General features: G+C 71.4%; 22 protein-coding genes. 13 read left to right on the plus strand and 9 right to left on the minus strand.

Annotated features, from left to right (window positions below; all coding sequences use genetic code 11):
• The first annotated feature begins 172 nt into the window (after positions 1-172).
• Positions 173-763 (plus strand): hypothetical protein, encoded by a 591-nt coding sequence (locus NOO62_RS13195; RefSeq protein WP_268771080.1) that lies wholly within the window; start codon positions 173-175, stop codon positions 761-763.
• Positions 764-880: 117 nt separating this feature from the next.
• Positions 881-1681 carry a class F sortase gene (locus NOO62_RS13200; protein ID WP_268771081.1) on the plus strand — a complete coding sequence of 267 codons (801 nt, stop codon included), beginning with the start codon at positions 881-883 and terminating at the stop codon, positions 1679-1681.
• Positions 1682-1706: 25 nt separating this feature from the next.
• Here the strand turns inward: NOO62_RS13200 and NOO62_RS13205 are convergent, their stop codons facing one another.
• The 3 genes from NOO62_RS13205 to NOO62_RS13215 all read right to left on the minus strand — a co-directional run bounded on the left by NOO62_RS13205 (position 1707) and on the right by NOO62_RS13215 (position 4015).
• Positions 1707-2489 carry a sulfite exporter TauE/SafE family protein gene (locus NOO62_RS13205; protein WP_268771082.1) on the minus strand — a complete coding sequence of 261 codons (783 nt, stop codon included), beginning with the start codon at positions 2487-2489 and terminating at the stop codon, positions 1707-1709.
• A 21-nt stretch (positions 2490-2510) separates the two neighbouring features.
• Positions 2511-2702 carry a hypothetical protein gene (locus NOO62_RS13210; protein ID WP_268771083.1) on the minus strand — a complete coding sequence of 64 codons (192 nt, stop codon included), beginning with the start codon at positions 2700-2702 and terminating at the stop codon, positions 2511-2513.
• 71 nt (positions 2703-2773) lie between these two features.
• Positions 2774-4015, minus strand: coding sequence for a ferric reductase-like transmembrane domain-containing protein (locus NOO62_RS13215; RefSeq protein ID WP_414930986.1), 1242 nt, complete (start codon positions 4013-4015; stop codon positions 2774-2776).
• 563 nt (positions 4016-4578) lie between these two features.
• On the opposite strand from NOO62_RS13215, the gene NOO62_RS13220 reads away from it, so the two are divergent.
• The 6 genes from NOO62_RS13220 to NOO62_RS13245 all read left to right on the plus strand — a co-directional run bounded on the left by NOO62_RS13220 (position 4579) and on the right by NOO62_RS13245 (position 11273).
• Entirely contained in the window at positions 4579-5880 is a 1302-nt protein-coding gene (locus tag NOO62_RS13220) for an NAD(P)/FAD-dependent oxidoreductase (protein WP_268775603.1), read from the plus strand.
• A gap of 1 nt (position 5881) precedes the next feature.
• Positions 5882-8434, plus strand: coding sequence for a nitrite reductase large subunit NirB (nirB, locus tag NOO62_RS13225; RefSeq protein WP_268771085.1), 2553 nt, complete (start codon positions 5882-5884; stop codon positions 8432-8434).
• A complete protein-coding gene (nirD, locus tag NOO62_RS13230; protein ID WP_268771086.1) occupies positions 8431-8772 on the plus strand; it encodes a nitrite reductase small subunit NirD in 342 nt (113 codons plus the stop codon). The genes nirB and nirD overlap by 4 nt, the downstream gene beginning before the upstream one ends.
• A 33-nt stretch (positions 8773-8805) precedes the next feature.
• Positions 8806-9390, plus strand: a complete 585-nt coding sequence (locus NOO62_RS13235) for a TetR/AcrR family transcriptional regulator (RefSeq protein WP_268771087.1) — start codon at positions 8806-8808, stop codon at positions 9388-9390.
• Positions 9391-9481: 91 nt separating this feature from the next.
• Entirely contained in the window at positions 9482-10261 is a 780-nt protein-coding gene (locus NOO62_RS13240; RefSeq protein ID WP_268771088.1) for an SDR family NAD(P)-dependent oxidoreductase, read from the plus strand.
• Between the two features lie 85 nt (positions 10262-10346).
• Positions 10347-11273, plus strand: coding sequence for an oxidoreductase (locus tag NOO62_RS13245; protein WP_268771089.1), 927 nt, complete (start codon positions 10347-10349; stop codon positions 11271-11273).
• A 21-nt stretch (positions 11274-11294) separates the two neighbouring features.
• On the opposite strand, the gene NOO62_RS13250 is transcribed toward NOO62_RS13245, so the two are convergent.
• Both NOO62_RS13250 and NOO62_RS13255 read right to left on the minus strand, forming a co-directional pair.
• A complete protein-coding gene (locus tag NOO62_RS13250) occupies positions 11295-11789 on the minus strand; it encodes a group III truncated hemoglobin (RefSeq protein WP_268771090.1) in 495 nt (164 codons plus the stop codon).
• Between the two features lie 51 nt (positions 11790-11840).
• Complete coding sequence (locus NOO62_RS13255; protein ID WP_268771091.1) at positions 11841-12416, minus strand: hypothetical protein; 576 nt, start codon at positions 12414-12416, stop codon at positions 11841-11843.
• A gap of 205 nt (positions 12417-12621) precedes the next feature.
• On the opposite strand from NOO62_RS13255, the gene NOO62_RS13260 reads away from it, so the two are divergent.
• The 4 genes from NOO62_RS13260 (at position 12622) to ppdK (ending at position 18927) form a co-directional block, all read left to right on the plus strand.
• Complete coding sequence (locus NOO62_RS13260; RefSeq protein ID WP_268771092.1) at positions 12622-13887, plus strand: ABC transporter substrate-binding protein; 1266 nt, start codon at positions 12622-12624, stop codon at positions 13885-13887.
• Entirely contained in the window at positions 13884-14795 is a 912-nt protein-coding gene (locus tag NOO62_RS13265; protein ID WP_268771093.1) for a carbohydrate ABC transporter permease, read from the plus strand. Before NOO62_RS13260 ends, NOO62_RS13265 begins: the two co-directional genes overlap by 4 nt.
• 5 nt (positions 14796-14800) lie before the next feature.
• Positions 14801-15709, plus strand: coding sequence for a carbohydrate ABC transporter permease (locus tag NOO62_RS13270; RefSeq protein WP_268771094.1), 909 nt, complete (start codon positions 14801-14803; stop codon positions 15707-15709).
• A gap of 482 nt (positions 15710-16191) precedes the next feature.
• Complete coding sequence (ppdK, locus tag NOO62_RS13275) at positions 16192-18927, plus strand: pyruvate, phosphate dikinase (protein ID WP_268771095.1); 2736 nt, start codon at positions 16192-16194, stop codon at positions 18925-18927.
• A 162-nt stretch (positions 18928-19089) separates the two neighbouring features.
• Here the strand turns inward: ppdK and NOO62_RS13280 are convergent, their stop codons facing one another.
• Together NOO62_RS13280 and NOO62_RS13285 are read right to left on the minus strand one after the other, a co-directional pair.
• Entirely contained in the window at positions 19090-19485 is a 396-nt protein-coding gene (locus tag NOO62_RS13280) for an SCO4402 family protein (protein ID WP_268771096.1), read from the minus strand.
• Positions 19486-19608: 123 nt separating this feature from the next.
• Entirely contained in the window at positions 19609-20454 is an 846-nt protein-coding gene (locus tag NOO62_RS13285; RefSeq protein ID WP_268771097.1) for a DUF4394 domain-containing protein, read from the minus strand.
• A gap of 303 nt (positions 20455-20757) precedes the next feature.
• On the opposite strand from NOO62_RS13285, the gene NOO62_RS13290 reads away from it, so the two are divergent.
• A complete protein-coding gene (locus NOO62_RS13290) occupies positions 20758-22011 on the plus strand; it encodes a PucR family transcriptional regulator (RefSeq protein WP_268771098.1) in 1254 nt (417 codons plus the stop codon).
• A 95-nt stretch (positions 22012-22106) separates the two neighbouring features.
• On the opposite strand, the gene NOO62_RS13295 is transcribed toward NOO62_RS13290, so the two are convergent.
• Positions 22107-23324, minus strand: coding sequence for an NAD(P)/FAD-dependent oxidoreductase (locus NOO62_RS13295; protein WP_268771099.1), 1218 nt, complete (start codon positions 23322-23324; stop codon positions 22107-22109).
• Positions 23325-23345: 21 nt separating this feature from the next.
• Positions 23346-23534, minus strand: a complete 189-nt coding sequence (locus tag NOO62_RS13300) for a ferredoxin (protein ID WP_268771100.1) — start codon at positions 23532-23534, stop codon at positions 23346-23348.
• Between the last annotated feature and the right edge of the window lie 2 nt (positions 23535-23536).

A 23536-nucleotide genomic window follows, 5' to 3' on the forward strand; every position in this document is an offset into this window, starting at 1 on the left:
CGTTCCCTCCGCCGCGTCAGGAGCAGTCCGCCTCGCACCTTTCTGATGCCCCATCAGGAGGCGTCGGCCGCCGAGTGCCACTTACCTCGGTAGAGCGGGGTTCGACCGACGCAGCGGCACTTGGGGGTGCCGCGGGCCGTGCCCGTACGTAGGCCCTCGGAGGAACGACCACATGCGCTACGCCCGTCTGCTGACCGGTACCGCTCTCGCCGTGGCGGCGGGCGCTCTGGCCGTCCCCGCCGCCGCAGCTCCCGGCACGCCCGCAGCTCCCGGCCCGCCCGCCGGGAGCCTGGAGATCCGCCCCGCCACCGTCACCCCCGGCTCCACCGTCACCGTGCACACCACCGCCTGCGGCTCGGGCGGGACGGCGACCGGCGACGCGAGCGCGGTCGGCGCGGGGTCGTTCACGATGGCGCCGGGCACGCGTGCGGAGGGCGGCGAGACCGCCGCCGGGCGGTTCGAGGTGCCGCCGTCCGCGCAGCCCGGCACGTACGAGATCGTCGCGAAGTGCTCCGGGTCCGGCGGCTCCGGTGCGAAGAACAAGCGGATCGCGGGCGATCTCATGGTCACGATCACCTCCACCGCCGCTGCCGCGGGTGAACGGCCGCAGCAGCAGCTCCCCAAGGGGCATGTGAAGACGGGGGTCGGCGGCGCACTCGGCCCCGACCCCGTGCAGACCGCGGCGGGAGTGGCGGCCCTGGCCGTCGCCGCCGCGGGCGGTACCTGGCTCCTGCATCGCCGGGCGAGAGGCGACAGGATCTGACGGACACCCTCCGCTGTCCACCGGTACCGCCGCCCCCGCCCCCTCCCTGCCCGTGTCCCCTCGCGGGCGGGGAGGGGGACGAGGGAACCGGCCCGCCCGATCCGAGGAGGTCGCCGTATGCGCCGCACGGGAACCGGTACGCGACTACGTACGCGGCTTGAGGAGCGCCTGCGTACGCGACTCGGTGAGCGCCTGCGTACGCGCCTCCGCGCACGGTCACGTACGCGATCCCGCGCGGGCCGCAGGACCGGCAACGCCGTCATAGGCACGGTCACCGCCGTGGCGCTGTGCTCCGGGGCGTGGCTGCTGAGCAGCGGCACCGCGTCACATCCGCCGCCCCAGCCCTCCGCCGCACAGGCCGCACAGGCCTCGCAGGCCGAACAAGCCGAACAAGCCGAACAAGCCGAACAGGCCGCCCGCGCCACAGACCCCTCGACGACCGGTCACGGTACGGCCCCCCTCCCCCCGTCCCCGCCCGACCGCGTGCGGATCCCCGCGATCGGCGTCGACACGCCCCTGATGGGCCTCGGCCTGACCGGACAGGGCAGCCTCGACGTGCCGCCGCCCGAGCGGAAGAACCTCGCGGGCTGGTACGAGGCGGGCACCACGCCCGGCGAGCGCGGCACCGCCATCGTGGCGGGCCACGTCGACAACAAGGAGGGGCCCGCCGTCTTCTACGAGCTGGGCGCCCTGCAGAAGGGCCGCACGATCGAGGTGGAACGCAGGGACGGCAGCGTCGCCGTCTTCACCGTGCACGCGAACGAGGTGTACGACGCCGAGGACTTCCCCGACGAGAAGGTGTACGGCGCCGCGTCGCGGCCTGAGCTGCGGGTCATCACCTGCGGCGGGAAGTACTCGAAGCAGACGGGTTACCAGGGCAACGTGGTGGTCTTCGCCCACCTCACCGCGGTCCGCTGAGGTTCCCTCGCGCGCCGCACACCGCTCACGCCAGCCACTGCTCGTACGCCATCTTCACCACGAGCCCGAAGACGGTCGTCAGAAGCACGACACGGACGAAGCCACTGCCCTTCTTCAGGGCCGTGTGCGCGCCGAACATGCCGCCCGCCAGGTTGAAGACGGCCATGAGACCGGCCAGCTGCCACAGGACCGCGCCCTGCCAGGCGAACATCGCGAGGGCGCCCGCGTTGGTGCAGCAGTTCACGATCTTCGCGGTCGCGGACGCCGAGACCAGGTCGAGGTGGAGCACGGCGGTCAGGGCGAGAACGAGGAACGTGCCGGTGCCGGGGCCGATGAGTCCGTCGTAGAAGCCGATGCCGAGGCCCGCGAGGCCGATCGCCGCGAGGATCCGCTTCGGGGACGCGGGGCCGGTGGCGGGCGCCGTGCCGAAGGCGGGCTTGAGGATCACGAAGGCGCCGACGGCGAGCAGCACCACCATGATCACGGGCTTCAGGACGTCGGTGCTCATCCCGGCCGCGAAGAACGCGCCACCCATCGACCCGGCGAGCGCGGCGAGGCCGATGCGGACGGCTGTCGGCACGTCGACGGGTGTCTTCCTGACGTACGTCACCGCGGCGCCCGTCGTCCCGACGATCGCGACGGCCTTGTTCGTACCGAGGGCGTGCGCGGCCGGGGTGCCGCCCGGCAGACCGAGCAGCAGGGCGGGGAGCAGCAGCAGTCCCCCGCCGCCGACCACGGCGTCGATCCAGCCGGCCGCGAGGGCGGCGAGGCAGAGGACGACGACTGTGGTCATGGATATGTCAGGCATGATCGCGAGCCTATCCCGCGATCAAGGGGCGGCCTGTGGTGCCGGGACGCCCGCCGAGGGGCGGTCGGGGGCCGGGGGCGCCGCCGGGTCGACCGCGACGGCGAGGGCCGCGGCGACGAGCGCGCTCGCCCCTGCCAGCCCCGCGGCGAGCTTCCTGCGGGCCTGGCGGGTGGGTCCCTGGGCGGGGGCGAGGGGTCTGCGGTGGCGTCCCATGACCTGCTTTCTCGAACTCGGGGGGGGGAGAGAGATGAAGGGCGCGCCCAGAACGTGCAGCACTCGTGCTCTCAGAACGTGAAGCACTCCGCGTGGATGCGGTCCTCCGGAACGCCCGCCCGTACGAGCGCCGTGGTCGCCATCGCGGACATGCCGGGCGGCCCGCACAGGTACACGTCGTGGTCGGCGAGGTCGGGGACGAGGTTGCGCAGGGCCTGCGGGGCCAAGGGGTCGAACGAGGCGTCGGAGCGGCCCAGCAGGTAGTGCAGGCCTGCTTGCCGCGTCCGCGCGATGGCCTCCAGCTCCTCCTTGAGGACGAGTTGTTCGGCGCTGCCCGCGCGGTAGAGCAGGGTGAGGTCGCCGGGGCCGCAGGGCAGCGTCTCGAAGAGCGCCCGCATCGGGGTGATGCCGACGCCGCCCGCGAGGAGCAGCACCTTGCGACGGGTGCGCCGGTGCGCGGTGAGCGCGCCGAAGGGGCCGGTGGCGAGGACGCGCGTGCCGGGCCTGAGGCGCCGGATGCGGCGGGTGTGGTCACCGGCCGCCTTGACGGTGATGCGCAGCGTGTCGTCGCGGACGGGTGCGGAGAGCGAGAACGGCAGCGCGGTGTGCCAGAGCCTGCGCCGCAGGAACCGCCACCTGAAGAACTGTCCGGGTTCGGCGCGCAGTTCGTCGACGCCGATGCCCTGCACGGCGACGGAGACGACACCGGGTCCTTCGTCGCGCACGCCGATGACGCGCAGGCTGTGCCGCAGCGCCTGCCGTACGGGTACGACGAGGCGGTACCAGACGAGAAGGACGGCGACGGTGGCGTGCAGCAGCGACCAGAGGCCGAGGGACAGGACGCCGCCCGCGATGTCGGGACCGGCGAGCTGGTGCGCGAAGGCGAGGGCGGCGCCGACGTAGGTCAGCAGGTGGACTGCCCGCCAGGTCTCGTGGCGGATGCGGCGGCGCAGGGCGCGGGCGGAGGTGACGCCGACGGCGGCGAGGAGGGCGGTGCCCGCGGTGGCGGCGGCGAGGCCCGGGTAGCCGAGCAGGTCGAGGGTGGCGTGCAGCAGGTCGGTGTCGGCGTGGACGGCGTAGCCGCAGAGGGCGAGGAGCGCGTGGGCGGCGCAGAGGCTCAGCACGTACCGGCCGCCGAGTGCGTGGAGCCGCGCGAGGCGGTCGGCGCCGACGCCGTGTTCGACCGCGGGGACGCGGGCCATCAGGAACAGCATGACGAGGATGCCGTATCCGGCGAGCAGTCCCGTCAGGTGCGCCCCGGTGGCGAACAGCACGTCGAGCCGGGCGGAGGGCTCCGCCTGCACGGCCCACATCGCGGTGACGCCGAGGGCGCCGTTGACGATGGCGGTGTGCAGCGTGCGGGGCGCGACGCGGAGGGGCGGGGCGGGGGTGGCGCGCGGGGCCTCTCGGGTCCGGCGCGCCTCTCGGGTCCGGCGCGCCTCTCGGGTCCGGCGCCGCCCGCCGCCGGGAGTGTGGGGCGTGCGGGGCGTGCGCGGCGGCTCCTCGGGCATCGGCGGAATGCCCTGGTCCAGCGGGGCGTCCATCTGGCGCAGGTACGCGGCGAGGGCCGGGTACGCGTCGAGTCGGGGGGCGGCTGCGTCGGTGGTCACGGCGGCACACTAGGCGCGGTGAGGGCCCGGAAGCCGCTGGTCAGCGGCGCCCCGCCGTTCTTTAAGGCAGCCTTGAGGATCGGCTCAACGGCGGTTAAGCCACGGGCCCTCACAGCCGTCCACGGCCCTCGCTGAGGGCAGCGTTCCTCCGGGGAAACAGGGCCGATCCTGCCGGGTAACACCGGCACCGCAGGCTTCTCGGCATGACCTCCTCAGCGCAGCCGACAGCCGCCGGCACCGCCCCCGGCGCCGTACCGGCCGACGGTGTGGTGGTGATCGGCACGGGCCTGGCGGGCGCCCGAGTGGCGCAGCGCCTCGGCGCGGGCGCGGGCACAGGCACAGGCACAGGCACAGGCACCGTACTGATCGGCGAGGAGAACCACACCCCGTACAACCGTGTGCTGCTCGCCGAGGTCCTCGCGGGCCGGTACGGGCCCGACGTCATCGCCCTGCCGACCCCGCAGGGCCCCGTCCTGCGCACCCGCGCGGTCCGCGTCGACCGCGCCGAGCGTCGCGTGCACTGCGCGGACGGCAGCGTCGTCCCGTACGGCACTCTCGTCCTCGCCACCGGCTCGAACCCCGTGCTCCCGCCGCTGCGCGGCCTGTTCGCACCCGGCGCCCGTGAACTTCCGGGCGGCGTGCACGCGTTCCGGACCATGGACGACTGCCTCGCCCTGTCGGCGGCGGTCGGCCCGGGCGTCCGCGTCGTCGTCATCGGCGGCGGCCTCCTCGGCGTCTCGGCGGCCCGCGCCCTGGCGGTGCGGGGCGCCCAGGTCGTCCTGACCCAGCAGGCCGAACGGCTCATGGAGCGGCAGCTCGACCCGGCCTCGTCGGAGCTGGTGCGGCGGCACCTCACGGACCTCGGCGTCGAGGTGCACACGGAGTGCCGGGTGCGCGGGGTCGGCGTCACCGACGGGGCCGTGCGCCGCGTCGAACTCGCCGACGGGTATCTGCTGGACACCGATGTGACGGTCCTCGCCTGTGGCGTGCGGCCCCGCACCGGTCTCGCACAGGCCGCGGGGCTCGATGTGCGCCGTGGCGTCGTCGTGGACGACCTGCTGCGGACGTCGGACCCGAACATCCGGGCCGTCGGGGACTGCGCGGAGCACGCGGGCCGTGTGTACGGCCTTGCGACGCCCGCCGTCGAGCAGGCCGACGCGCTCGCCGCAGCGCTCATGGCGGAACGTGTCGCGGCGCCCGGTCACACCCCGGCCGACGAGGCCGCCCCGCGCCCCTACACCGGCACCCGCACCCTCACCCGCCTCACCCTGCCGGGCCCAGGGCCGCTGGACCTCGCGGCGTTCGGGGACCCGGAGCCGCGCCCCGACGACGACGTCGTCCAGCTGGCCGACGCCACGCGCGGCACGTACCGCAAGGTCGTCGTCCGCGGCGGCCGCCTCGTCGGCGGAGTGCTGCTCGGCGAGCTCGCCGCGGTCGGCACGCTCGCCCGCGCCTGGGAGGCCGACGACCCGCTGCCCGACGACGACAGCCCCTTGCTCCACCTGCTCTCTCATCCCCAAGCTCTCGACTTCGCTCGACCGGGGGAGACCCCGACCGGAGGCCGCTGACATGCCAACGAACCCGCTCCCCCGCCCCACCCTCGTGCTCGTCGGCCACGGCATGGTCGGCCAGCGTTTCCTCGAAGCCGCCGCCGCGCAGGGCCTCACGTCGAGCCACCGCGTCGTGGTGCTGTGCGAGGAGCCGCGTCCGGCCTACGACCGCGTGCAGCTCACCTCGTACTTCTCGGGCCGCACCCCCGACGACCTCTCCCTCACCGACCGGGAGTTCCTCGACGAGCACGGCATCGAGCTGTACGTCGGCGACGCGGCGGAGAGCTTCGACCGCGAGGCGAGGACGGTCACCGCGCGCTCGGGCGCCGTGTTCGCGTACGACAAGCTCGTGCTCGCGACCGGCTCCTACCCGTTCGTGCCGCCGGTGCCCGGCAAGGACGCGACGGGCTGCTTCGTCTACCGCACCATCGAGGACCTGCTGGCCATCGAGGAGTACGCGAAGCAGCACGCGACGACCGGCGCGGTCGTCGGCGGCGGGCTGCTCGGCCTGGAGGCGGCGGGCGCCCTGAAGGGGCTCGGACTCGCCACGCACGTCGTGGAGTTCGCGCCGCGCCTCATGCCGGTGCAGGTCGACGAGGGCGGCGGCGCCGCGCTCCTGCGGACCATCACCGGCATGGGCCTGAGCGTGCACACCGGCACCGGCACGCAGGAGATCGTGACCGGCGAGGACGGCGCCGTGACGGGCATGAAGCTGTCCGACGGGAGCGAACTCGCCACGGACCTCGTGGTGTTCTCGGCGGGCGTGCGGCCGCGTGACCAGCTGGCCCGCGAGCACGGTCTCGCCGTCGGCGAGCGCGGCGGCATCACGGTCGACGAGCAGTGCCGCACCAGCGACCCGGACGTGTACGCGATCGGCGAGTGCGCGCTGGCGGCGGACGGCCGCGTCTACGGTCTGGTCGCACCCGGTTACGAGATGGCGCAGACCGCGGCCGCCGACATCGCCGCGCAGGAGGCGAGCTTCACCGGCGCCGACCTCTCCACCAAGCTGAAGCTCCTCGGCGTCGACGTCGCGTCGTTCGGCGACGCGCACGGCGCGGCGGAGGGCTGCCTCGACGTCGTCTACACGGACTCGCGCTCGGGAACGTACAAGAAGCTGGTGATGTCGCCCGACGGCGAGCTGCTCGGCGGCATCCTCGTCGGCGACGCGGAGCAGTACGGGGTGCTGCGGCCGCTCACCGGATCCGTGCCGCCGGTGCCCGCCGAACAGCTGGTGCTGCCCGCGGGCGCGGGCGCCCCCGTCGCGCTCGGCCCGGAGTCGCTGCCCGGCTCCGCGGTGATCTGCAACTGCCACAACGTCACCAAGGACGCCATCTGCGTCTGCTCCAGCCTGCCCGAGGTGAAGAAGTGCACCAAGGCGGGGACGGGCTGCGGCAGTTGTCTCAAGGTGATCGGGCAGCTGCTGCCGAAGAGCGGTGACGACGGGCTGTGCGGCTGCTTCGCGCAGACCCGCCAGGAGCTGTACGAGATCGTGCGCGCCCTGCGCGTCACCTCCTTCCGCGAGCTGCTCGACGGGCACGGCCGCGAGGGGGCGCGCGGCGGTGAGGGCTGCGACGAGTGCAAGCCCGCGGTCGGCTCGATCATCGCGTCGCTCGCGCCGTCGATCGGCGCGAAGGGGTACGTCCTGGACGGTGAGCAGGCCGCGCTGCAGGACACCAACGACCACTTCCTCGCCAACCTCCAGAAGAACGGCTCCTATTCGGTGGTGCCGCGCATCCCCGGCGGCGAGATCACCCCGGAGAAGCTGATCGTCATCGGCGAGGTGGCGCGGGACTTCGGGCTCTACACGAAGATCACCGGCGGCCAGCGCATCGATTTGTTCGGCGCGCGCGTCGAGCAGCTCCCCATGATCTGGACGCGCCTGGTGGACGCGGGTTTCGAGTCGGGCCACGCGTACGGCAAGGCGCTGCGCACCGTGAAGTCCTGCGTCGGGCAGACCTGGTGTCGCTACGGCGTGCAGGACTCGGTCCGCATGGCCATCGACCTGGAGCTGCGCTACCGGGGCCTGCGCGCCCCGCACAAGCTGAAGTCGGCGGTGTCCGGGTGTGCCCGCGAGTGCGCGGAGGCCCAGTCCAAGGACTTCGGCGTCATCGCCACGGCGAGCGGCTGGAACCTGTACGTCGGCGGGAACGGCGGCGCGACCCCGCGCCACGCGGACCTGCTCGCGCAGGACCTGAGCGACGCCGAACTGGTGCGCCTCATCGATCGGTTCCTGATGTTCTACATCCGCACCGCGGACCGCCTGGAGCGCACCGCGGCCTGGCTCGACCGGATCGACGGCGGCCTCGACCACGTGCGCGACGTCGTCGTCCACGATTCGCTGGGCATCTGCGACGAGCTGGAGTCGCTGATGGCCGCGCACGTCACGCACTACCGCGACGAGTGGGCCGAGACCCTGGACGACCCGGAGCGGCTCGCGCGCTTCGTCTCCTTCGTGAACGCGCCGGGCGTGCCGGACCCCACCGTCGGCTTCGTCCCCGAGCGCGACCAGATCAAGCCCGACCTCCCCCTTCTGTCCATCGGCCCCCGCCCCCTGGAAGGAGCCACGCGATGAGCGGCTCGACCTCCGTAAGGATCCAACTCCGCCTCGACGAGAACTGGTTCGAGGTCTGCGACCGTACGCAGCTGATGCCGGGCCGGGGGCTCGCGGCCCTGCTGCCCGACGGCCGGCAGGCCGCGCTCTTCCTCGACCGCGAGGGCCGCGCGTACGCGATCGACAACCGTGACCCGTTCACGGGCGCGGCGGTCCTCTCCCGGGGCCTGCTCGGAACGGAGCAGGGGCGGCCGTTCGTCGCCTCGCCGCTCCTGAAGCAGCGCTTCGACCTGGAGACGGGGCGGTGTCTGGACGACGAGGAGGTGTCGGTGGCGGTGCACCCGGTACGAGTTGCTTGACCGATCGTTCCAGAACGGCGTAGCGTCCTCCCCGTGGCCAGGACCAAGGAATTCGATCCGGACGCCGCGCTGCAGTCGGCCCTGGAGCTGTTCTGGCGGCGCGGCTACGAGGCGACGTCGATGGCGGACCTCGTCGAGGCGCTCGGCATCGGGCGCGCCAGCATCTACGCGACCTTCGGGAACAAGCACGAGCTGTATCTGAAGGCGCTGGAGCGGTACGCGGCGCAGCAGAACCCGCTCCTGCTCACCGAGCTCTCCCGGCCGGGCCCCGCCCTGCCCGCCGTCCGCGCCCTGCTGCACCGCTTCGGCAGCGAGACGTCCACCGGCGACGGGCGCCTGACCGGCTGTTTCATCACGAACACGGCGGCCGAGCTCGGTCCGCACGACGAACCCGCGGCCCGCTGCGTCGAGCGCAGCTGGGAGCACATGGAGACGCTGCTGCACTCCGCGCTCGTCCGGGCGCGGGCGCAGGGCGAGCTGCCCGAGGGCCGCGATCCGCTGACGCTCGCCCGCATGCTGCTCGTCCTGATGCAGGGCCTGCGGGTGGTCGGCAAGGCGTCCAAGGACCCGGCGCGGGTGCGGGACGCGGTGGAGCAGGCACTGACCCTGCTCGACTGACGGCCCACCCGCCGTTCCTTACGACCCCGTACGCGCAGCCCACTTTTATTTGCCCTCATATTGAACCGATCGGTCAAGAAAAGAGTCCGTCATGACTGCTCACGCTCCCCGCACCCGTTTCGCGGGCCGCACCGCCCTCGTCACCGGCGGCGGCTCCGGCCTCGGCCGTGCCATCGCGCTCGCCTTCACCGCCGAGGGCGCGAACGTCGTCGTAGCCGGACGCACCGAGGGCCCCCTGAAGGAGACGGCGGACCTCATAGAGGCGGCGGGCGGCAAGGCGCTCGTCGTCACCGCCGACGTCTCCCGCTCCGCCGACCTCGCCTCGCTCGTCACCGCCACCGTCGACCGCTTCGGCTCCCTCGACGTCGCCGTGAACAACGCGGGCGTCCTGCGCGCCGGACAGCCGGTCGCCGAGCTGCCCGAGGAGGACTGGCGCACGATGCTCGACATCAACGTCACCGGCGTACTGCTAGCCCTCCAGGCCGAGGTCAAGCAGATGCGCACGCAGCCCGCGGGCGGCGCCGTCGTCAACATCGGCTCCACCCTCGGCGCGCACACCAGCACGCCGGGCACGGCGGCCTACGGAGCGACCAAGGCGGCCGTCTCCGCGCTGAGCCGCGCGGCCGCCGCCGAGCACATCCGGGACGGCGTCCGCATCAACACCGTCAGCCCCGGCTCCTCCGACACCACCATGTCGTTCCGCCCCGGCGAGACCGAGGCCGACCGCGCGGCCCGCATGCGGAAGGCGACGCCGCTGGGCCGCGTGGTGACGACGGAGGAGGTCGCCGCGGCGGTGCTGTACCTGGCCTCCGACGAGTCCGGCTCGGTGGTCGGCGCCGATCTGGTGATCGACGGCGGCGCCGCGGCCTGAACGGCGGCGCCCTGCCGTAGGCTCCGTCCCCCGCTTACGGTTGGTGAGCAACGGTGGACGAGAGCCGACGACGAGGAGCCCTGTTATGGCGGCGTGGACCGCGCACGACATCCCCGACCAGAGCGGCCGCACCGCCGTGGTCACCGGCGCCAACAGCGGCATCGGCTACGTCACGGCGCGTGAACTCGCCCGCCGCGGCGCCCGCGTCGTCCTCGCCTGCCGCAGCGAGGAGCGCGGGGGCGTGGCGGTAGGGCGGCTGCTCAGTGAAGTGCCCGGCGCCCACGCCGAGTTCCGCGCCCTCGACCTCGGGAACCTGGCGTCCGTACGGGAGTTCGCGGACGCGTTCGACAGCACGCACCTCGACCTGCTGATCAACAACGCGGGCGTGATGGCACTCCCCTACCGCCGCACCGCCGACGGCTTCGAGACCCAGTTCGGCGTCAACCACCTCGGGCACTACGCCCTCACCGGGCTGCTGCTCCCCCGCATCATGGAGACCCCGGGGGCGCGCGTCGTCACCGTGTCGTCCGGCCTGCACGCGCTCGCCAACATCGACATCGGCGACCTCAACAGCGAGCGCCACTACCGCCGCTGGATCGCCTACGGGCGCTCCAAGACGGCCAACCTCCTCTTCACCCACGAGCTGGCCCGCCGCCTGGCCGCGACCGGCGCCGACACCGTCGCGGCCGCCGCCCACCCGGGCTACGCCTCGACCAACCTGCAGAGCGCGGGACCCAGGATGGAGGGCCGCAGGGGCGCGGAACGCTTCGCGGCGCTCGCCAACCGCGTCGTCGCGCAGCCCGCCGCGGCCGGCGCACTGCCCACGCTGTATGCGGCGACGGCGCGGGGCATACGGCCCGACTCGTTCACCGGACCCGGCCCGCTCGGGTGGCGCGGGTCGCCGACACGGTCCTGGCGGGCGAAGTGGACGCGCAACGATGTGGCGGGTGAGCGGCTGTGGGCGGCGTCCGAGGGGCTGACCGGGGTGCGGTACGAGGGCCTGAAGGACTGACCTCCGGACCGGTGGTGTGGGTCAGGCCGCCCCGCGCAGTCGCAGCGCCGCCAGCGGGACGAACCCGGGGCCCTCGCCCTCGGTCGACGCGTCCCTGCCGCCCAGTCGGCGCAGCAGGGCGACCGCGATCCGCTCCCCCTGCGCCTTCGCGCGGTCCGCGTTCGGCCCCCGGTGCAGTCCGTCGACCGTGGCGTGCCACAGCTGCACCCAACGGCCGAAGTGCTCGGCGGTGAGGGGGCGGGCGGAGTACAGCACGGCGTGCGGCGCGAACGCGTCGCGGCGGTACTCGGCGGAACGGAAGAGCGCGCGCTCCCAGAAGTCGGTGATGCGCGGCATGTGCACGTCGAGGTCGGTGCCGGCGATCTCCGTGAAGAAGGGGCCGATCAGCGGATCGGCGAAGGCCGCCGTGTAGAAGCGGCGCAGGAGCACGTCGAGGTCGGCGCGGGTCGTGATGTCCACACGTACGACTGTGACACGGGCGGCGGGTGCCGTGTCCACGGAATACGAGATGTCCATGGTCCCACGGTCCACCCCCCGCCCGACCGCTCCCAGGGCCGAAGGTCCCGCTCAGTGCAGGTCGGACGCCTCGAAGACGCCGCGCGCCGTCGTGTTGTCGGCGCGCTCGGTGAGGCGTCGCAGCTCGACGTGGCCGGTCCGCAGCAACCCCGCTTCCAGCGCGGAGCGTGCCCCCGTGTCGAGGCGGTGCAGGAGCAGCGGGTTGTCGACGAGGACCTGCGGGTCGAGCTCGACGCGGTTGCCCAGCGAGTCGCACAGGACGAGGCGCGCGGCGACGCCCTCGTCGTACCGCACGGCGGTGAGGAGGCAGGTGCAGACGTGCTTGCGGCGGCCGAGTCCCCGTACCGCCAGCCAGCCGGGGCCCGCCGTCACCCGCACCGGGTGCAGCACCGCGTACAGCAGTACGGAGAGCGGCACCCAGAGGCAGGCGGCGCGGACGAGGCCGAGCGTGCCGTTGGCCCAGTCGATGAGGAGGACGAGCCCGAAGAGCGCGAACGCGCAGAAGACGCCGGATCGTACGTCGTGCGCCCAGTTGCGGTCCGAGACAGTCGCGTACGGGGTCTCGGCTCCGTACGGCTCCCCCGCCCCCGTCCGTACGACGCCCTGTCTCGTCCTGTTGTGTCCCATGTGCGGCACCGTAGAACGTCCGCGGAGCCTCGGCGTCGTCCTTGACGTGGTGCATACACACGATGGGTCCTCCTTTACGCGGCACTGACGGATTCACGGCGTACGGGCGGGTCGACACTCGGCCGCAACACCCCTGTCGTAATCCCTCTGCATGGTTGATCGTTGGGCCCGGCACACACCTACGTCACGCAGGGGGACGACCAGCATGGCCATCAGCCGCAGGACACTTCTCGGGACGGGTGCGGCGGGCGCCGCCCTCGGGCTGCTCACCGCGTGCGGGTCCAACACGGGACGCGACGGCGGCGGCTCGGGCGGCAAGGGCCCGCGGCTCGCGCAGTGGTACCACCAGTACGGCGAACCGGGCACCGAGGACGCCGTGAAGCGGTACGCGGCGGCGTACAAGAAAGCGAACGTCAGCGTCCAGTGGCGCCCCGGCAACTACGACGAGCAGACCGCGGCCGCGCTCCTCACCGACTCGGGCCCCGACGTGTTCGAGGTCAACGGCCCGTCCCTGGACCAGATCAGGCAGGGCCAGGTCGTCGACCTCACCGAGCTGTTCGACGGCGTGAAGGACGACTTCAACCCGGCGGTCCTCGCCCCCAAGACGTACGACGGGAAGATCTGGGCGATCCCGCAGGTCGTCGACATGCACCTGCTCTACTACCGCAGGAGCCTGCTCGACGACGCGGGCGTCGAGCCGCCGAAGAGCCTGGACGAGCTGGTCGACGCGGCGAAGGCGCTGACCACGAAGGACGTGAAGGGCCTCTTCCTCGGCAACGACGGCGGAGCGGGCGCCCTCGGCGTCACGCCCCTGTACGCGGCGGGCCTGTCCTCCGTCACCGAGGACGGCGAGGTCGGCTTCGACGACCCGGCGGCCGCCCGCGCCCTGGGCAAGCTGCGCCAGCTGTACGCCGACAAGTCGCTGCTGCTCGGCGCGCCCGCCGACTGGTCGGACCCGTCGGCGTTCGTGCAGGAGCTGTGCGCCATGCAGTGGTGCGGTCTGTGGGCGCTGCCCGCCGTGCGGAAGGAGCTGGGCGACGACTTCGGCGTGCTGGCGCTGCCCGCCGACGGCACCGACGGGAAGCCGTCGCTGCCCGTGGGGTCGTACGGCGCGGCGGTGAGCGCCCGCAGCGACCACAAGGAGCAGGCGAAGGACTTCCTCAAGTGGCTCTGGATCGACAAGTCCGACTACCAGGAGGACTTCGCGCTCTCGTACGGCTTCCACATCCCGGCCAGACTCTCCCTCGCGAAGAAGGCCGCCAAACTGAAGGAGGGCGCGGCGGCGGACGCGGTGCGCTACTCCACCGAGTACGGCTACTCCGAGCCGCTGCTGTGGACCCCGGCGAGCCGCACCGCGTACCAGGACGCGCTGAGCCGGATCATCAAGTCCGGCGCGAACCCGGAGAGCGAGCTCAAGTCCGTCGTACGCAAGGTGCGGGCGGAACTGGACCGGGTCAAGAAGGACTCGTGAGCCGACTCCTGGGCAGTCAGAACCGCACCCTCTGGTTCTGGGTCTTCGTCGGGCCGTTCGCGCTGGGCCTGATCCTCTTCACGTACGTGCCGCTCGCCTGGAGCGTCTACCTCAGCTTCTTCGACGCCCACAACACCGTCTCGCCCGACGACTTCATCGGCTTCGACAACTACACGTCGATGCTGCGGAACGACGCGTTCACCGACAGCCTCGTCACCTTCGCGGTCTTCTCGGCGTTCATCGTCCCCACGACCTTCGTCCTGTCGCTCGCGCTCGCCCTGATGGTGAACCGCCTGCGCCGCGCCCAGGCGTTCTTCCGCTCGGTCTTCTTCCTACCGGCGGCGTGCAGTTACGTCGTGGCGGCGATGATCTGGAAGCTGTCGATCTTCAACGGGGTGCGGTTCGGGCTCGCCAACACCGTCCTCGGCTGGTTCGGCGTCGACCAGACGGCATGGCTGTCGACCACGGAACCGCCCTGGTACTGGCTGGTCATCGTCACCGTACGGCTCTGGCTCCAGGCGGGCTTCTACATGATCCTGTTCCTGGCGGGCCTGCAACGCATCTCCCCCACCCTCTACGAGGCGGCGGCGGTGGACGGCGCCCGGCCCGGCTGGCAGGTCCTGCGCCACATCACGCTCCCCCAGCTGCGCGCGACCTCCGTCGCCGTCACGCTGCTGCTCGTCATCAACGCGTTCCAGGCCTTCGACGAGTTCTACAACCTGCTCTCGACCTCCAGCGGCTACCCGCCGCACGCCCGCCCGCCGCTCGTCTACCTCTACTACACGGCGCTCGGCCGCGAGCAGAACCTCGGACTCGGCAGCGCGGGCGCCGTGCTCCTCGCACTGATCATCGCGGTGGTGACGATCGGCCAGGCGCGCTGGTTCGGCCTGGGCAGAAAGGAGGACTGACCCCCATGACCGCACCCGTCAAACGTCCCGCGACCGCACCCGCAAAACGCTCCGCGACCGCACCCCGCAACAGGTCGACGGACGACGCCCTGGTCAGAGCGGGCCGCGCCCTGCGCGTAGCCCTCCTCATCGCCCTGGCACTCCTCTTCCTGATCCCCTTCTACCTCCTCGTACGCAACGGCCTGGCGTCCGAGGACGACATCACGTCCCCCGACTGGACGTTCTTCCCCTCCACGCTGCACTGGTCGAACATCACCGAGCTCTTCGACGACCCGACGGTCCCGATGGCCAGGGCCCTGCTCAACTCCTCGCTGATCGCGATCGCGACAACGATCGGCACCCTGCTCCTCGCCTCCCTCGCGGGCTACGGCCTGGCCCGCATCCCCTACCGCTACGCCGACCACGTCTTCTACGCCATCCTCGGCACGATGATGGTCCCGGCGGCCGTCGCCTTCGTCCCGAGCTTCGTCCTGGTCTCGTCCCTCGGCTGGGTCTCGACCCTGCGCGGCCTGATCGTCCCGACCCTCTTCTCGGCCTTCGCGTGCTTCGTCTTCCGCCAGTACTTCCTGGGCTTCCCGAGGGAACTGGAGGACGCGGCACGGGTGGACGGCCTGGGCTACTGGCGTACGTACTGGCGCGTGGTCGTCCCGAACTCCCGCCCCGCCTTCGCCGCCGTCGGCACGATCGTGTTCATCGGCGCGTGGAACTCCTTCCTGTGGCCCCTGGTCATCGGCCAGGACCGCGACGCCTGGACGGTCCAGGTCGCCCTGGCCACGTTCACGACGTCCCAGGTCATCCGCTTGCACGTGCTGTTCGTAGCGGCCGCGGTGTCGATCGTGCCGCTGCTCGTGGTCTTCCTGTTCTTCCAGCGGTGGATCGTGGCGGGGGTGGAGAGGTCGGGGATCGACGACTGAGATCGCCGAGATCTGTCCGGAACTCCGTTCCCTCGCCGCCGTCGGCGAAGCACTCCACCGCACTTCAGGGAGCCCGGACCGCCCGCAGGCCGTCCACAGGGGGTCCGGATGCTGACATCGGGCCGCTTGAAACGGCGTGATTCTCGCCACCCCTGATAGGGGTTGCGCTCAGATGAGCGCTTCGTGCGCGGCTGCACTTCTCCAAGGGGTGGCACTCAGTGCCACTGCTCGATCATTCACGACGTGAACTCACATCTGAGTTCTAGCCGCTCATCTGAGCGTTTAGTGGGTAACGGGGAGGGTGAGCGTTCAAGACTTAAACACATGATCGAGATCTCGGCTACCGCCCAGTCACTTTCGATCTAGCGGCGGACGGGTGGTTACGGCCGCATGACGCACAAGTGGACGTACCCAGGTGCCTTCGATCTGGGTATGTTCCTCGCCGTCAGGGCAGCCACCGAGCTCTCGAGGAGTCGAGACCCGTGTCGGAAAACAAAGATCCCCACGTAGCTCACACGAGCGAGAGCGTGAAGTTCGTCTACGACTTCACCGAGGGCAACAAGGACCTCAAGGACCTTCTCGGCGGGAAGGGCGCGAACCTCGCCGAGATGACCAACCTCGGGCTGCCCGTCCCTCCGGGCTTCACGATCACCACCGAGGCCTGCAAGACGTACCTCGACAGCGGCGAGGAGCCCGTCGAGCTGCGGGACGAGGTGAGTGCGCACCTCGACGCCCTCGAGAAGAAGATGGGCAAGAAGCTCGGCCAGGCCGACGACCCGCTGCTCGTCTCGGTCCGCTCCGGCGCCAAGTTCTCGATGCCCGGCATGATGGACACGGTCCTGAACATCGGACTCTCCGACAAGTCGGTCACCGGCCTCGCCAAGCAGTCCGGCGACGACCGCTTCGCGTGGGACTCCTACCGCCGGCTCATCCAGATGTTCGGCAAGACCGTCCTCGGCGTCGACGGCGAACTCTTCGAGGACGCCCTGGAGAAGGCCAAGGAGACCAAGAAGGTCACGGTCGACACGGACCTCGAGGCCGCCGACCTGAAGAAGCTGGTCACCAAGTTCAAGAAGATCGTCAAGACGGAGGCGGGGCGGGACTTCCCGCAGGACCCGCGCGAGCAGATGGACCTCGCGATCCGTTCGGTCTTCGAGTCGTGGAACACCGACCGCGCCAAGCTCTACCGCCGCCAGGAGCGCATCCCCGGCGACCTCGGCACGGCCGTCAACGTCTGCTCGATGGTCTTCGGCAACCTCGGCCCCGACTCCGGCACGGGCGTCGCGTTCACCCGCGACCCGGCCAGCGGCCACCAGGGCGTGTACGGCGACTACCTGCAGAACGCGCAGGGCGAGGACGTCGTCGCGGGCATCCGCAACACGGTCCCGCTCGCCGATCTGGAGCAGATCGACAAGAAGTCGTACGACCAGCTCATGCAGATCATGGAGACCCTCGAAACGCACTACAAGGACCTGTGCGACATCGAGTTCACCATTGAGCGCGGCCAGCTGTGGATGCTGCAGACCCGCGTCGGCAAGCGCACCGCCGGTGCCGCCTTCCGCATCGCGACGCAGCTCGTGGACCAGGGCCTCATCGACGAGGCCGAGGCCCTCCAGCGCGTCAACGGCGCCCAGCTCGCGCAGCTCATGTTCCCCCGCTTCGACGAGGGCGCGTCGGTCGAGCAGCTGGGCCGTGGCATCGCCGCGTCACCCGGTGCCGCGGTCGGCAAGGCGGTCTTCGACTCGTACACCGCGATCAAGTGGTCGCGTTCGGGCGAGAAGGTCATCCTGATCCGCCGCGAGACCAACCCCGACGACCTCGACGGCATGATCGCGGCCGAGGGCATCCTGACCTCGCGCGGCGGCAAGACCTCCCACGCCGCCGTCGTGGCGCGCGGCATGGGCAAGACCTGTGTGTGCGGCGCGGAGGACCTGGAGGTCGACACGAAGCGCCGCCGGATGACGGTGGGCGAGACCGTCGTCGAGGAGGGCGACGTCGTCTCCATCGACGGCTCGACGGGCAAGGTCTACCTGGGCGAGGTGCCCGTGGTCCCCTCCCCCGTCGTGGAGTACTTCGAGGGCCGCATGCACGCGGGCGCCGACGACGCGGACGAGCTGGTCGCCGCAGTGCACCGGATCATGGCGTACGCGGACCGGGTACGTCGGCTCCGTGTCCGCGCCAACGCGGACAACGCCGAGGACGCTCTCCGTGCCCGCCGCTTCGGCGCGCAGGGCATCGGCCTGTGCCGCACCGAGCACATGTTCCTCGGTGAACGCCGCGAGATGGTCGAGCGCCTGATCCTCGCGGACGCGGACGGCGAGCGCGAGGACGCGCTGAAGGAACTCCTCCCGCTCCAGAAGCGGGACTTCGTGGAGCTCTTCGAGGCGATGGACGGCCTCCCGGTCACGGTCCGCCTCCTCGACCCGCCGCTGCACGAGTTCCTCCCCGACATCACGGAACTCTCGGTCCGCGTCGCCCTCGCCGAGTCCCGCAAGGACGCCAACGAGAACGACCTGCGCCTGCTCCAGGCCGTCCACCGCCTGCACGAGCAGAACCCGATGCTGGGCCTGCGCGGCGTACGCCTCGGCCTGGTCATCCCCGGCCTGTTCACCATGCAGGTCCGTGCGATCGCCGAGGCCGCGGCCGAACGCAAGAACGCCAAGGGCGACCCGCGCGTCGAGATCATGATTCCGCTCGTCGGCACCGTCCAGGAGCTGGAGATCGTCCGCGAGGAGGCCGAGCAGGTCATCGCCGAGGTCATCGAGACGACCGGCGTCGACCTGAAGCTGGCGCTCGGCACGATGATCGAGCTCCCGCGCGCGGCCCTCACGGCCGACCAGATCGCGGAGGCCGCGGAGTTCTTCTCCTTCGGCACGAACGACCTCACGCAGACGGTCTGGGGCTTCTCCCGCGACGACGTCGAAGCCTCGTTCTTCACGGCGTACCTGGAGAAGGGCATCTTCGGGGTCTCCCCCTTCGAGACCATCGACAAGGACGGCGTCGGCAAGCTGGTCCGCGACGCGGTGGCGGCGGGCCGGGCCACCCGCCCCGACCTCAAGCTCGGCGTCTGCGGCGAGCACGGGGGCGACCCGGAGTCCGTGCACTTCTTCCACGAGGTGGGCCTGGACTACGTCTCCTGCTCCCCGTTCCGCATCCCGGTGGCCCGCCTGGAGGCCGGCCGCGCCGCGTCCCACTCCACGGGCAGCGACCACCGATAGCCCGCCGGTAGACCACCGGTAACCAAACCCCGGGACCGCCGCCGTGTCCCCGACCCTCAGTACCGATGCGGCGGCGGTTCCGGTTCGCGATGAAGGGGCGGCATCCTGTGCGGGGGTGCCGCTTCTTCCTGCGTTACACGCGTTGCTCGCGTTGCTCGCGGGTCAGGCCTCGTGCAGCGCGACGAGTTCCGCCAGGTCGTTGCCCACCATGACGTGAGCGAGCCGTCCGGCGACGGCCACGACGTCGGGCCAGGAGGCCGCCATGAGGTGCTCGGCATCGGTGTCATGGGGCGCCTCGCCCGCGGCCGTGTTGAGTGCCGCGCCGAGCTCCCGCATGAGGGTGACCTCCTCCTGCGTCCGCAGACTCGTGCCGAGGTAGCGCTCGGGTTCGTCGGCGTCGCAGAAGTCGTCGAAGAGCACGTGGAAGATGTGGTCCAGGTTCTCGAACGTCGTCGGGTCGAGCCAGACGTCCCGCTGCCAGGGCGGATTGGCCAGCGACAGCACCGCCGGCACCAGGTTGACCCGGGAGTTCGCCAGGCATCGCGCATCGTCGTTCATGGCCCCAGCCTAGGCAGCCGACAGGGCGGTGACTCAGGCACCGCGGCAGCGATCAGTGGGCGGAGCTCGCCGCGGTCCGTGGGCAGCCGGGTCCGCGGCGAGCGGGTGACCCGTGGGAGGGGCTCAGTTGCCGGTGAGGGAGATGGCCAGGTCCGTGATGTTCAGGGGGAACCTGGACCCGAGGGCGTCGGACACGGGCGTGGCCTCGCCGGTGAAGAGGTTGATGCTGTAGAGGGAGGGTCTGGTGGCGCCGGAGGCGGTGAGAGTGGCGTAGGCGGCGTTGCTGACCGTCTTGCCGCCCGACGGGCTGCTGAAGATGTCCAGGCCCGCGTTGGTCTGCGCGTCGATGCCGAGGCTGCCGGTCGGTGCCAGCGTGCCGTTGTTGGCCGGCGACTGGATGACGATCTGGTCGCCGGCCGTGTTGACGTCGAAGAGCGTGGTCCCGGTGGCCCCGTTGAGGTCGTTGTTCGTGTAGGCGGCGGCGGAGACGCCCTTGGTCGTGCCCTCGGCCGGCGGGGTCGTGAGGTTCAGGTCCTGGATGGTCGTGTGGTCGTTGAGGTTGTGCCGCAGGTTCTGGCCGTTGTCGCTGACCACGCGCAGCCGGTCGGCGGCCGGGTTGAAGTCGACGCCGAAGTTCGTGCCGTGCAGCGAGTACTGGAGCTGGGACACCTTGGTGATCACGACGTCGGGGGTGGCGGGCGGGGTCTTGATCGTGTAGATGCCGCCCTTGTCGCCGACGCCGTACATGAGGCCGTTCTGCACCCGGAAGTCGATGCCGATCAGAGCCGTGTCGCCACTGAGGCCGACGATGTCCCTGACCCAGTCGAGCACATTCGGCCGGTCGGTGGTGAACGTGGCCATCTGGGTGCCGTCACCCGTGATCCCGAACGCGCGGAGGCCGGGAGCGGCGGCGGGGGCGGCCGAACCGCTGCCCGGCGCACTCAGCATGAGTGCTGTCGACGTGGCCATGACCGCTACCGCCGCCGCGATTCTCTTTCTCGTTCCTGCTTTCATCGGTGTTTCCCTCCCGATTGAGCAAGCACCATTGAGTGGCGCGCAGATAAGAGATTTACGTACCGATACGCGGTTCCAATTAATGCCGGTCCGCAGTGCCTCCACAAGGAGAACAGGCGATGGTTATGCTCCGATCAAGGGATTTTGCGCACTGTGACAAAGCGCCCCAGACGTGGTCGTCTCCGATGTGCGCAGAGTGATGAATGCCGTCTGGATTTCCCCTGGGGCTTCTTCGACCGGAATGGCATGCTCGCGCCCATGGAGAGCCTTTTCGCCGAGTTGGCCCGGCAGGCGTCGGCCAACGCGCGCCGGGAGGTCGAGGCGTACGCGCGCGAGATCGCGGAGCTCGAGTTCCTGGACACGAACTCCCGGGCACGGGCCGAGACGCTGGAGTACGCGTTGTGGTTCCGCCGCCGTACGATCGAACTCTCCCCGGACAACAGCGAACTGAGCGACGACGACCTCGGCTACATCGCCGCGATCGGCGAGACGAGGGCCGCGGCGGGGATGTCGCTGGACGCACGGCAGCGGGTCCTGCGACTGCACACCTCACTCATGCTGCGCGAGATCAACGAAGCGACCGACGCTCAGCGCGGCGTCGGAGTCGGCGTCGGAGTCGGCGAACTCATGCGGATGATGCACTGGTTCGCCCCGCAGGGAGAACGCGGTATCCGTGCCTACAGTCAGGGATTCGTGACGGCGCTGCGACACCGTCTGCCGTACGTCGAACAGGCCGCCCTGCTGGCCAGGTCATTGCTGAAAGGAGACCCCATATCGGCGGGACTCGCCTCGGCCCTGGGCATAGAACTGCCCGAGCACTGCGCGGTGACGGTGATCCGGGTGCCGGACCGTCCCGTCGGCGATCGCGACCTGGAGAGCGAGATCGAAGTGCTGGTGAAAACCCACCACGCGCCGATCACATGGTGGCCGGGCAAGGGAAGCAGGAGCGGTGAGCTGATCGCCTTGATTCCCTTACGTCCCGCCGCACCCCCGGCGTCTACGGGGTCCGGTAACGCCGAGACCGTACAGCCGCACTCCGTGCCCGACCCGGTATCCGATCTCGTACGGGACTTCGCCCAGGCCCTGGGTCGCCCCTGCGCCGCCGGCACCGTCACCTCATCGCTGTCCGAGGTTGCCGACGCCCTCGACCTGGCCCGGCGGGTCAGCAGGGCGGCGCCGCTGCGACGGGCGTCCGCTCGGCCGCGGCCGCACACCATGTCGGACGTGTTCGTGGAACTCGCCGTCGCCGACGCGCCGTTCGTCGACGCATGGCTCCGCGCCGTGGGCCGGAGCCTGCGGCCCGGTCCGGACCTCGTTGTCACGCTTGACGCGTACTACCGCCACGACATGCACCGCGGCGCCGCGGCGGCGGCCCTCAACGTCCACCCCCGCACCCTGGACTATCGCCTCCGCCGGGTGCGGGAGCTCACCGGCATCGATCCCGGCTCGACGCGCGGCGTGCGCATTCTCAGCTCGGTCGTCACGCGGCGCCTGTCGGAAGCGTGGCACTGAAGCCCGCATGTCGGCTGATGCGGACCGTCGTCATGGGGACGTGACGAGGCAGCACCCGGCCAGAGGTGCTGCCCCTTCCGCATACCTGTGCCGGGTCAGACCACCGGCTCCGGCAGCGTCATGAGGTGGGCGCGGTGGCGGGCTGCCGCGGCCGCTGCCGAGGGGCCGCCCAGCGCGGCTACGCCGATGAGGCGGGCGCCCTGGTAGTAGGCGTAGAGGAGGTCCCCTTCGGGTGCGGCGGGGTCGCCTTGGAGGAGTTCGCAGCGGTCGGCCAGTGCGGGTTGGCCGAACGATTGGAGGCGGAGCGTGAACTGGTCGCTCCAGAAGGAGGGGAGCGGGGCGCAGGGCGCCGGGTCGCGGGGGGTGTCCGTGAGGGCCGCGACCAGGGTGCGGGCCGCGTGGCGGGCCGTTTCGCCGGGGAGCGACCAGTGCTCCACGCGGCGTGGCACGGGACCGTAGCGCGGGTTGGGGAAGCGGGCGACGTCGCCCACCGCCACCGCGTGCGGGATGCCGCCTATGCGCAGGTGGGCGTCGCAGAGGATGCCGTCGGTGAGGTCGAGGCCGGGCGTTGCCGCCAGCCATTCCGTGTTGGGGAGGGAGCCGATCGCTTCGACGAGCAGGTCCGCCCGTAGTTCGGTGCCGTCGTTCAGGAGGCAGCCCTGTGGGGTCAGTTCCGTCGCCAGGCAGCCCATGCGGAAACGTACTCCCCGCGCCTCGTGGCGGTGGCGCAGCGCCCGCGCCAAGTGCGGGCCGAGCGCGAGCACCATCGGTTCCGTCTCCGGCGCGACGACGGTCACCGCGCACCCCGCCGAGCGCGCGGTGGCCGCCACCTCGCAGCCGATGAAACCCGATCCGATCACTAGCACCCGGGCGCCCGCCGCCAGTCCGGCGGCCAGGGCCGCCGAGTCCTCCAGCGTGCGGACGACGTGCCGGGGCGGGCCCCCGGGCATCGGGAGTCTGCGTGGCCGCACCCCCGTCGCGGCCACCAGACCCTCGTACATGTGGACCGATCCGTCGGTCAGTGTGAGCGTGCGCGTCGTGAGGTCCGCGGCCGTGACGGCTGAACCGAGCCGCCACTCGACGTCCTCGACGCTGGGGCGCCTGCGCAGTTCCGTGCCGGCCGCGGGCGCGTGGCCCGCGAGTACGGCCTTGGAGAGCGGCGGGCGGTTGTACGGGAGATGGGGCTCGTCACCGAAGAGGGTGATCGGGCCGTGCCAGCCCGCGGCGCGGAGCTGTTCGGCCGCGCGCAGTCCGCCGAGCGACGCGCCCACGACCGCGATGCCGTGCGTCTCGTCGCCGCGTGGCCTCTGCACGGTGCCCGTTCCCTCCATGTCTCAGCCCTCGACCCGGATGGCCTGCAACGGGCATACGTCGGCGGCGTCCTCGGCGTCGGCGCGCAGCGCCGCGTCGGGCGCGTCCACGTAAGCGAGGCGGCCCTCGTCGTCGAGCCGGAAGATGTCCGGCGCGGCGAAGACGCACTGCCCGTGGTCCTGGCAGACGTCCAGGTCGACTATCACCCTCATTT

Source organism: Streptomyces sp. Je 1-369, from assembly GCF_026810505.1.
Taxonomy (GTDB): Bacteria; Actinomycetota; Actinomycetes; order Streptomycetales; family Streptomycetaceae; genus Streptomyces.

Excerpts from the sequence above, each read along its gene's own strand:
- NOO62_RS13195 (WP_268771080.1), top strand. The coding sequence starts at position 173 with ATGCGCTACGCCCGTCTGCTGACCGGTACCGCTCTCGCCGTGGCGGCG.
- NOO62_RS13200 (WP_268771081.1), top strand. The coding sequence starts at position 881 with ATGCGCCGCACGGGAACCGGTACGCGACTACGTACGCGGCTTGAGGAG.
- NOO62_RS13205 (WP_268771082.1), bottom strand. The coding sequence starts at position 2,489 with ATGCCTGACATATCCATGACCACAGTCGTCGTCCTCTGCCTCGCCGCC.
- NOO62_RS13210 (WP_268771083.1), bottom strand. The coding sequence starts at position 2,702 with ATGGGACGCCACCGCAGACCCCTCGCCCCCGCCCAGGGACCCACCCGC.
- NOO62_RS13215 (WP_414930986.1), bottom strand. The coding sequence starts at position 4,015 with ATGTGGGCCGTGCAGGCGGAGCCCTCCGCCCGGCTCGACGTGCTGTTC.
- nirB (WP_268771085.1), top strand. The coding sequence starts at position 5,882 with ATGCCAACGAACCCGCTCCCCCGCCCCACCCTCGTGCTCGTCGGCCAC.
- nirD (WP_268771086.1), top strand. The coding sequence starts at position 8,431 with ATGAGCGGCTCGACCTCCGTAAGGATCCAACTCCGCCTCGACGAGAAC.
- NOO62_RS13240 (WP_268771088.1), top strand. The coding sequence starts at position 9,482 with ATGACTGCTCACGCTCCCCGCACCCGTTTCGCGGGCCGCACCGCCCTC.
- NOO62_RS13245 (WP_268771089.1), top strand. The coding sequence starts at position 10,347 with ATGGCGGCGTGGACCGCGCACGACATCCCCGACCAGAGCGGCCGCACC.
- NOO62_RS13250 (WP_268771090.1), bottom strand. The coding sequence starts at position 11,789 with ATGGACATCTCGTATTCCGTGGACACGGCACCCGCCGCCCGTGTCACA.
- NOO62_RS13255 (WP_268771091.1), bottom strand. The coding sequence starts at position 12,416 with ATGGGACACAACAGGACGAGACAGGGCGTCGTACGGACGGGGGCGGGG.
- NOO62_RS13260 (WP_268771092.1), top strand. The coding sequence starts at position 12,622 with ATGGCCATCAGCCGCAGGACACTTCTCGGGACGGGTGCGGCGGGCGCC.
- NOO62_RS13270 (WP_268771094.1), top strand. The coding sequence starts at position 14,801 with ATGACCGCACCCGTCAAACGTCCCGCGACCGCACCCGCAAAACGCTCC.
- NOO62_RS13280 (WP_268771096.1), bottom strand. The coding sequence starts at position 19,485 with ATGAACGACGATGCGCGATGCCTGGCGAACTCCCGGGTCAACCTGGTG.
- NOO62_RS13285 (WP_268771097.1), bottom strand. The coding sequence starts at position 20,454 with ATGGCCACGTCGACAGCACTCATGCTGAGTGCGCCGGGCAGCGGTTCG.
- NOO62_RS13290 (WP_268771098.1), top strand. The coding sequence starts at position 20,758 with ATGGAGAGCCTTTTCGCCGAGTTGGCCCGGCAGGCGTCGGCCAACGCG.
- NOO62_RS13300 (WP_268771100.1), bottom strand. The coding sequence starts at position 23,534 with ATGAGGGTGATAGTCGACCTGGACGTCTGCCAGGACCACGGGCAGTGC.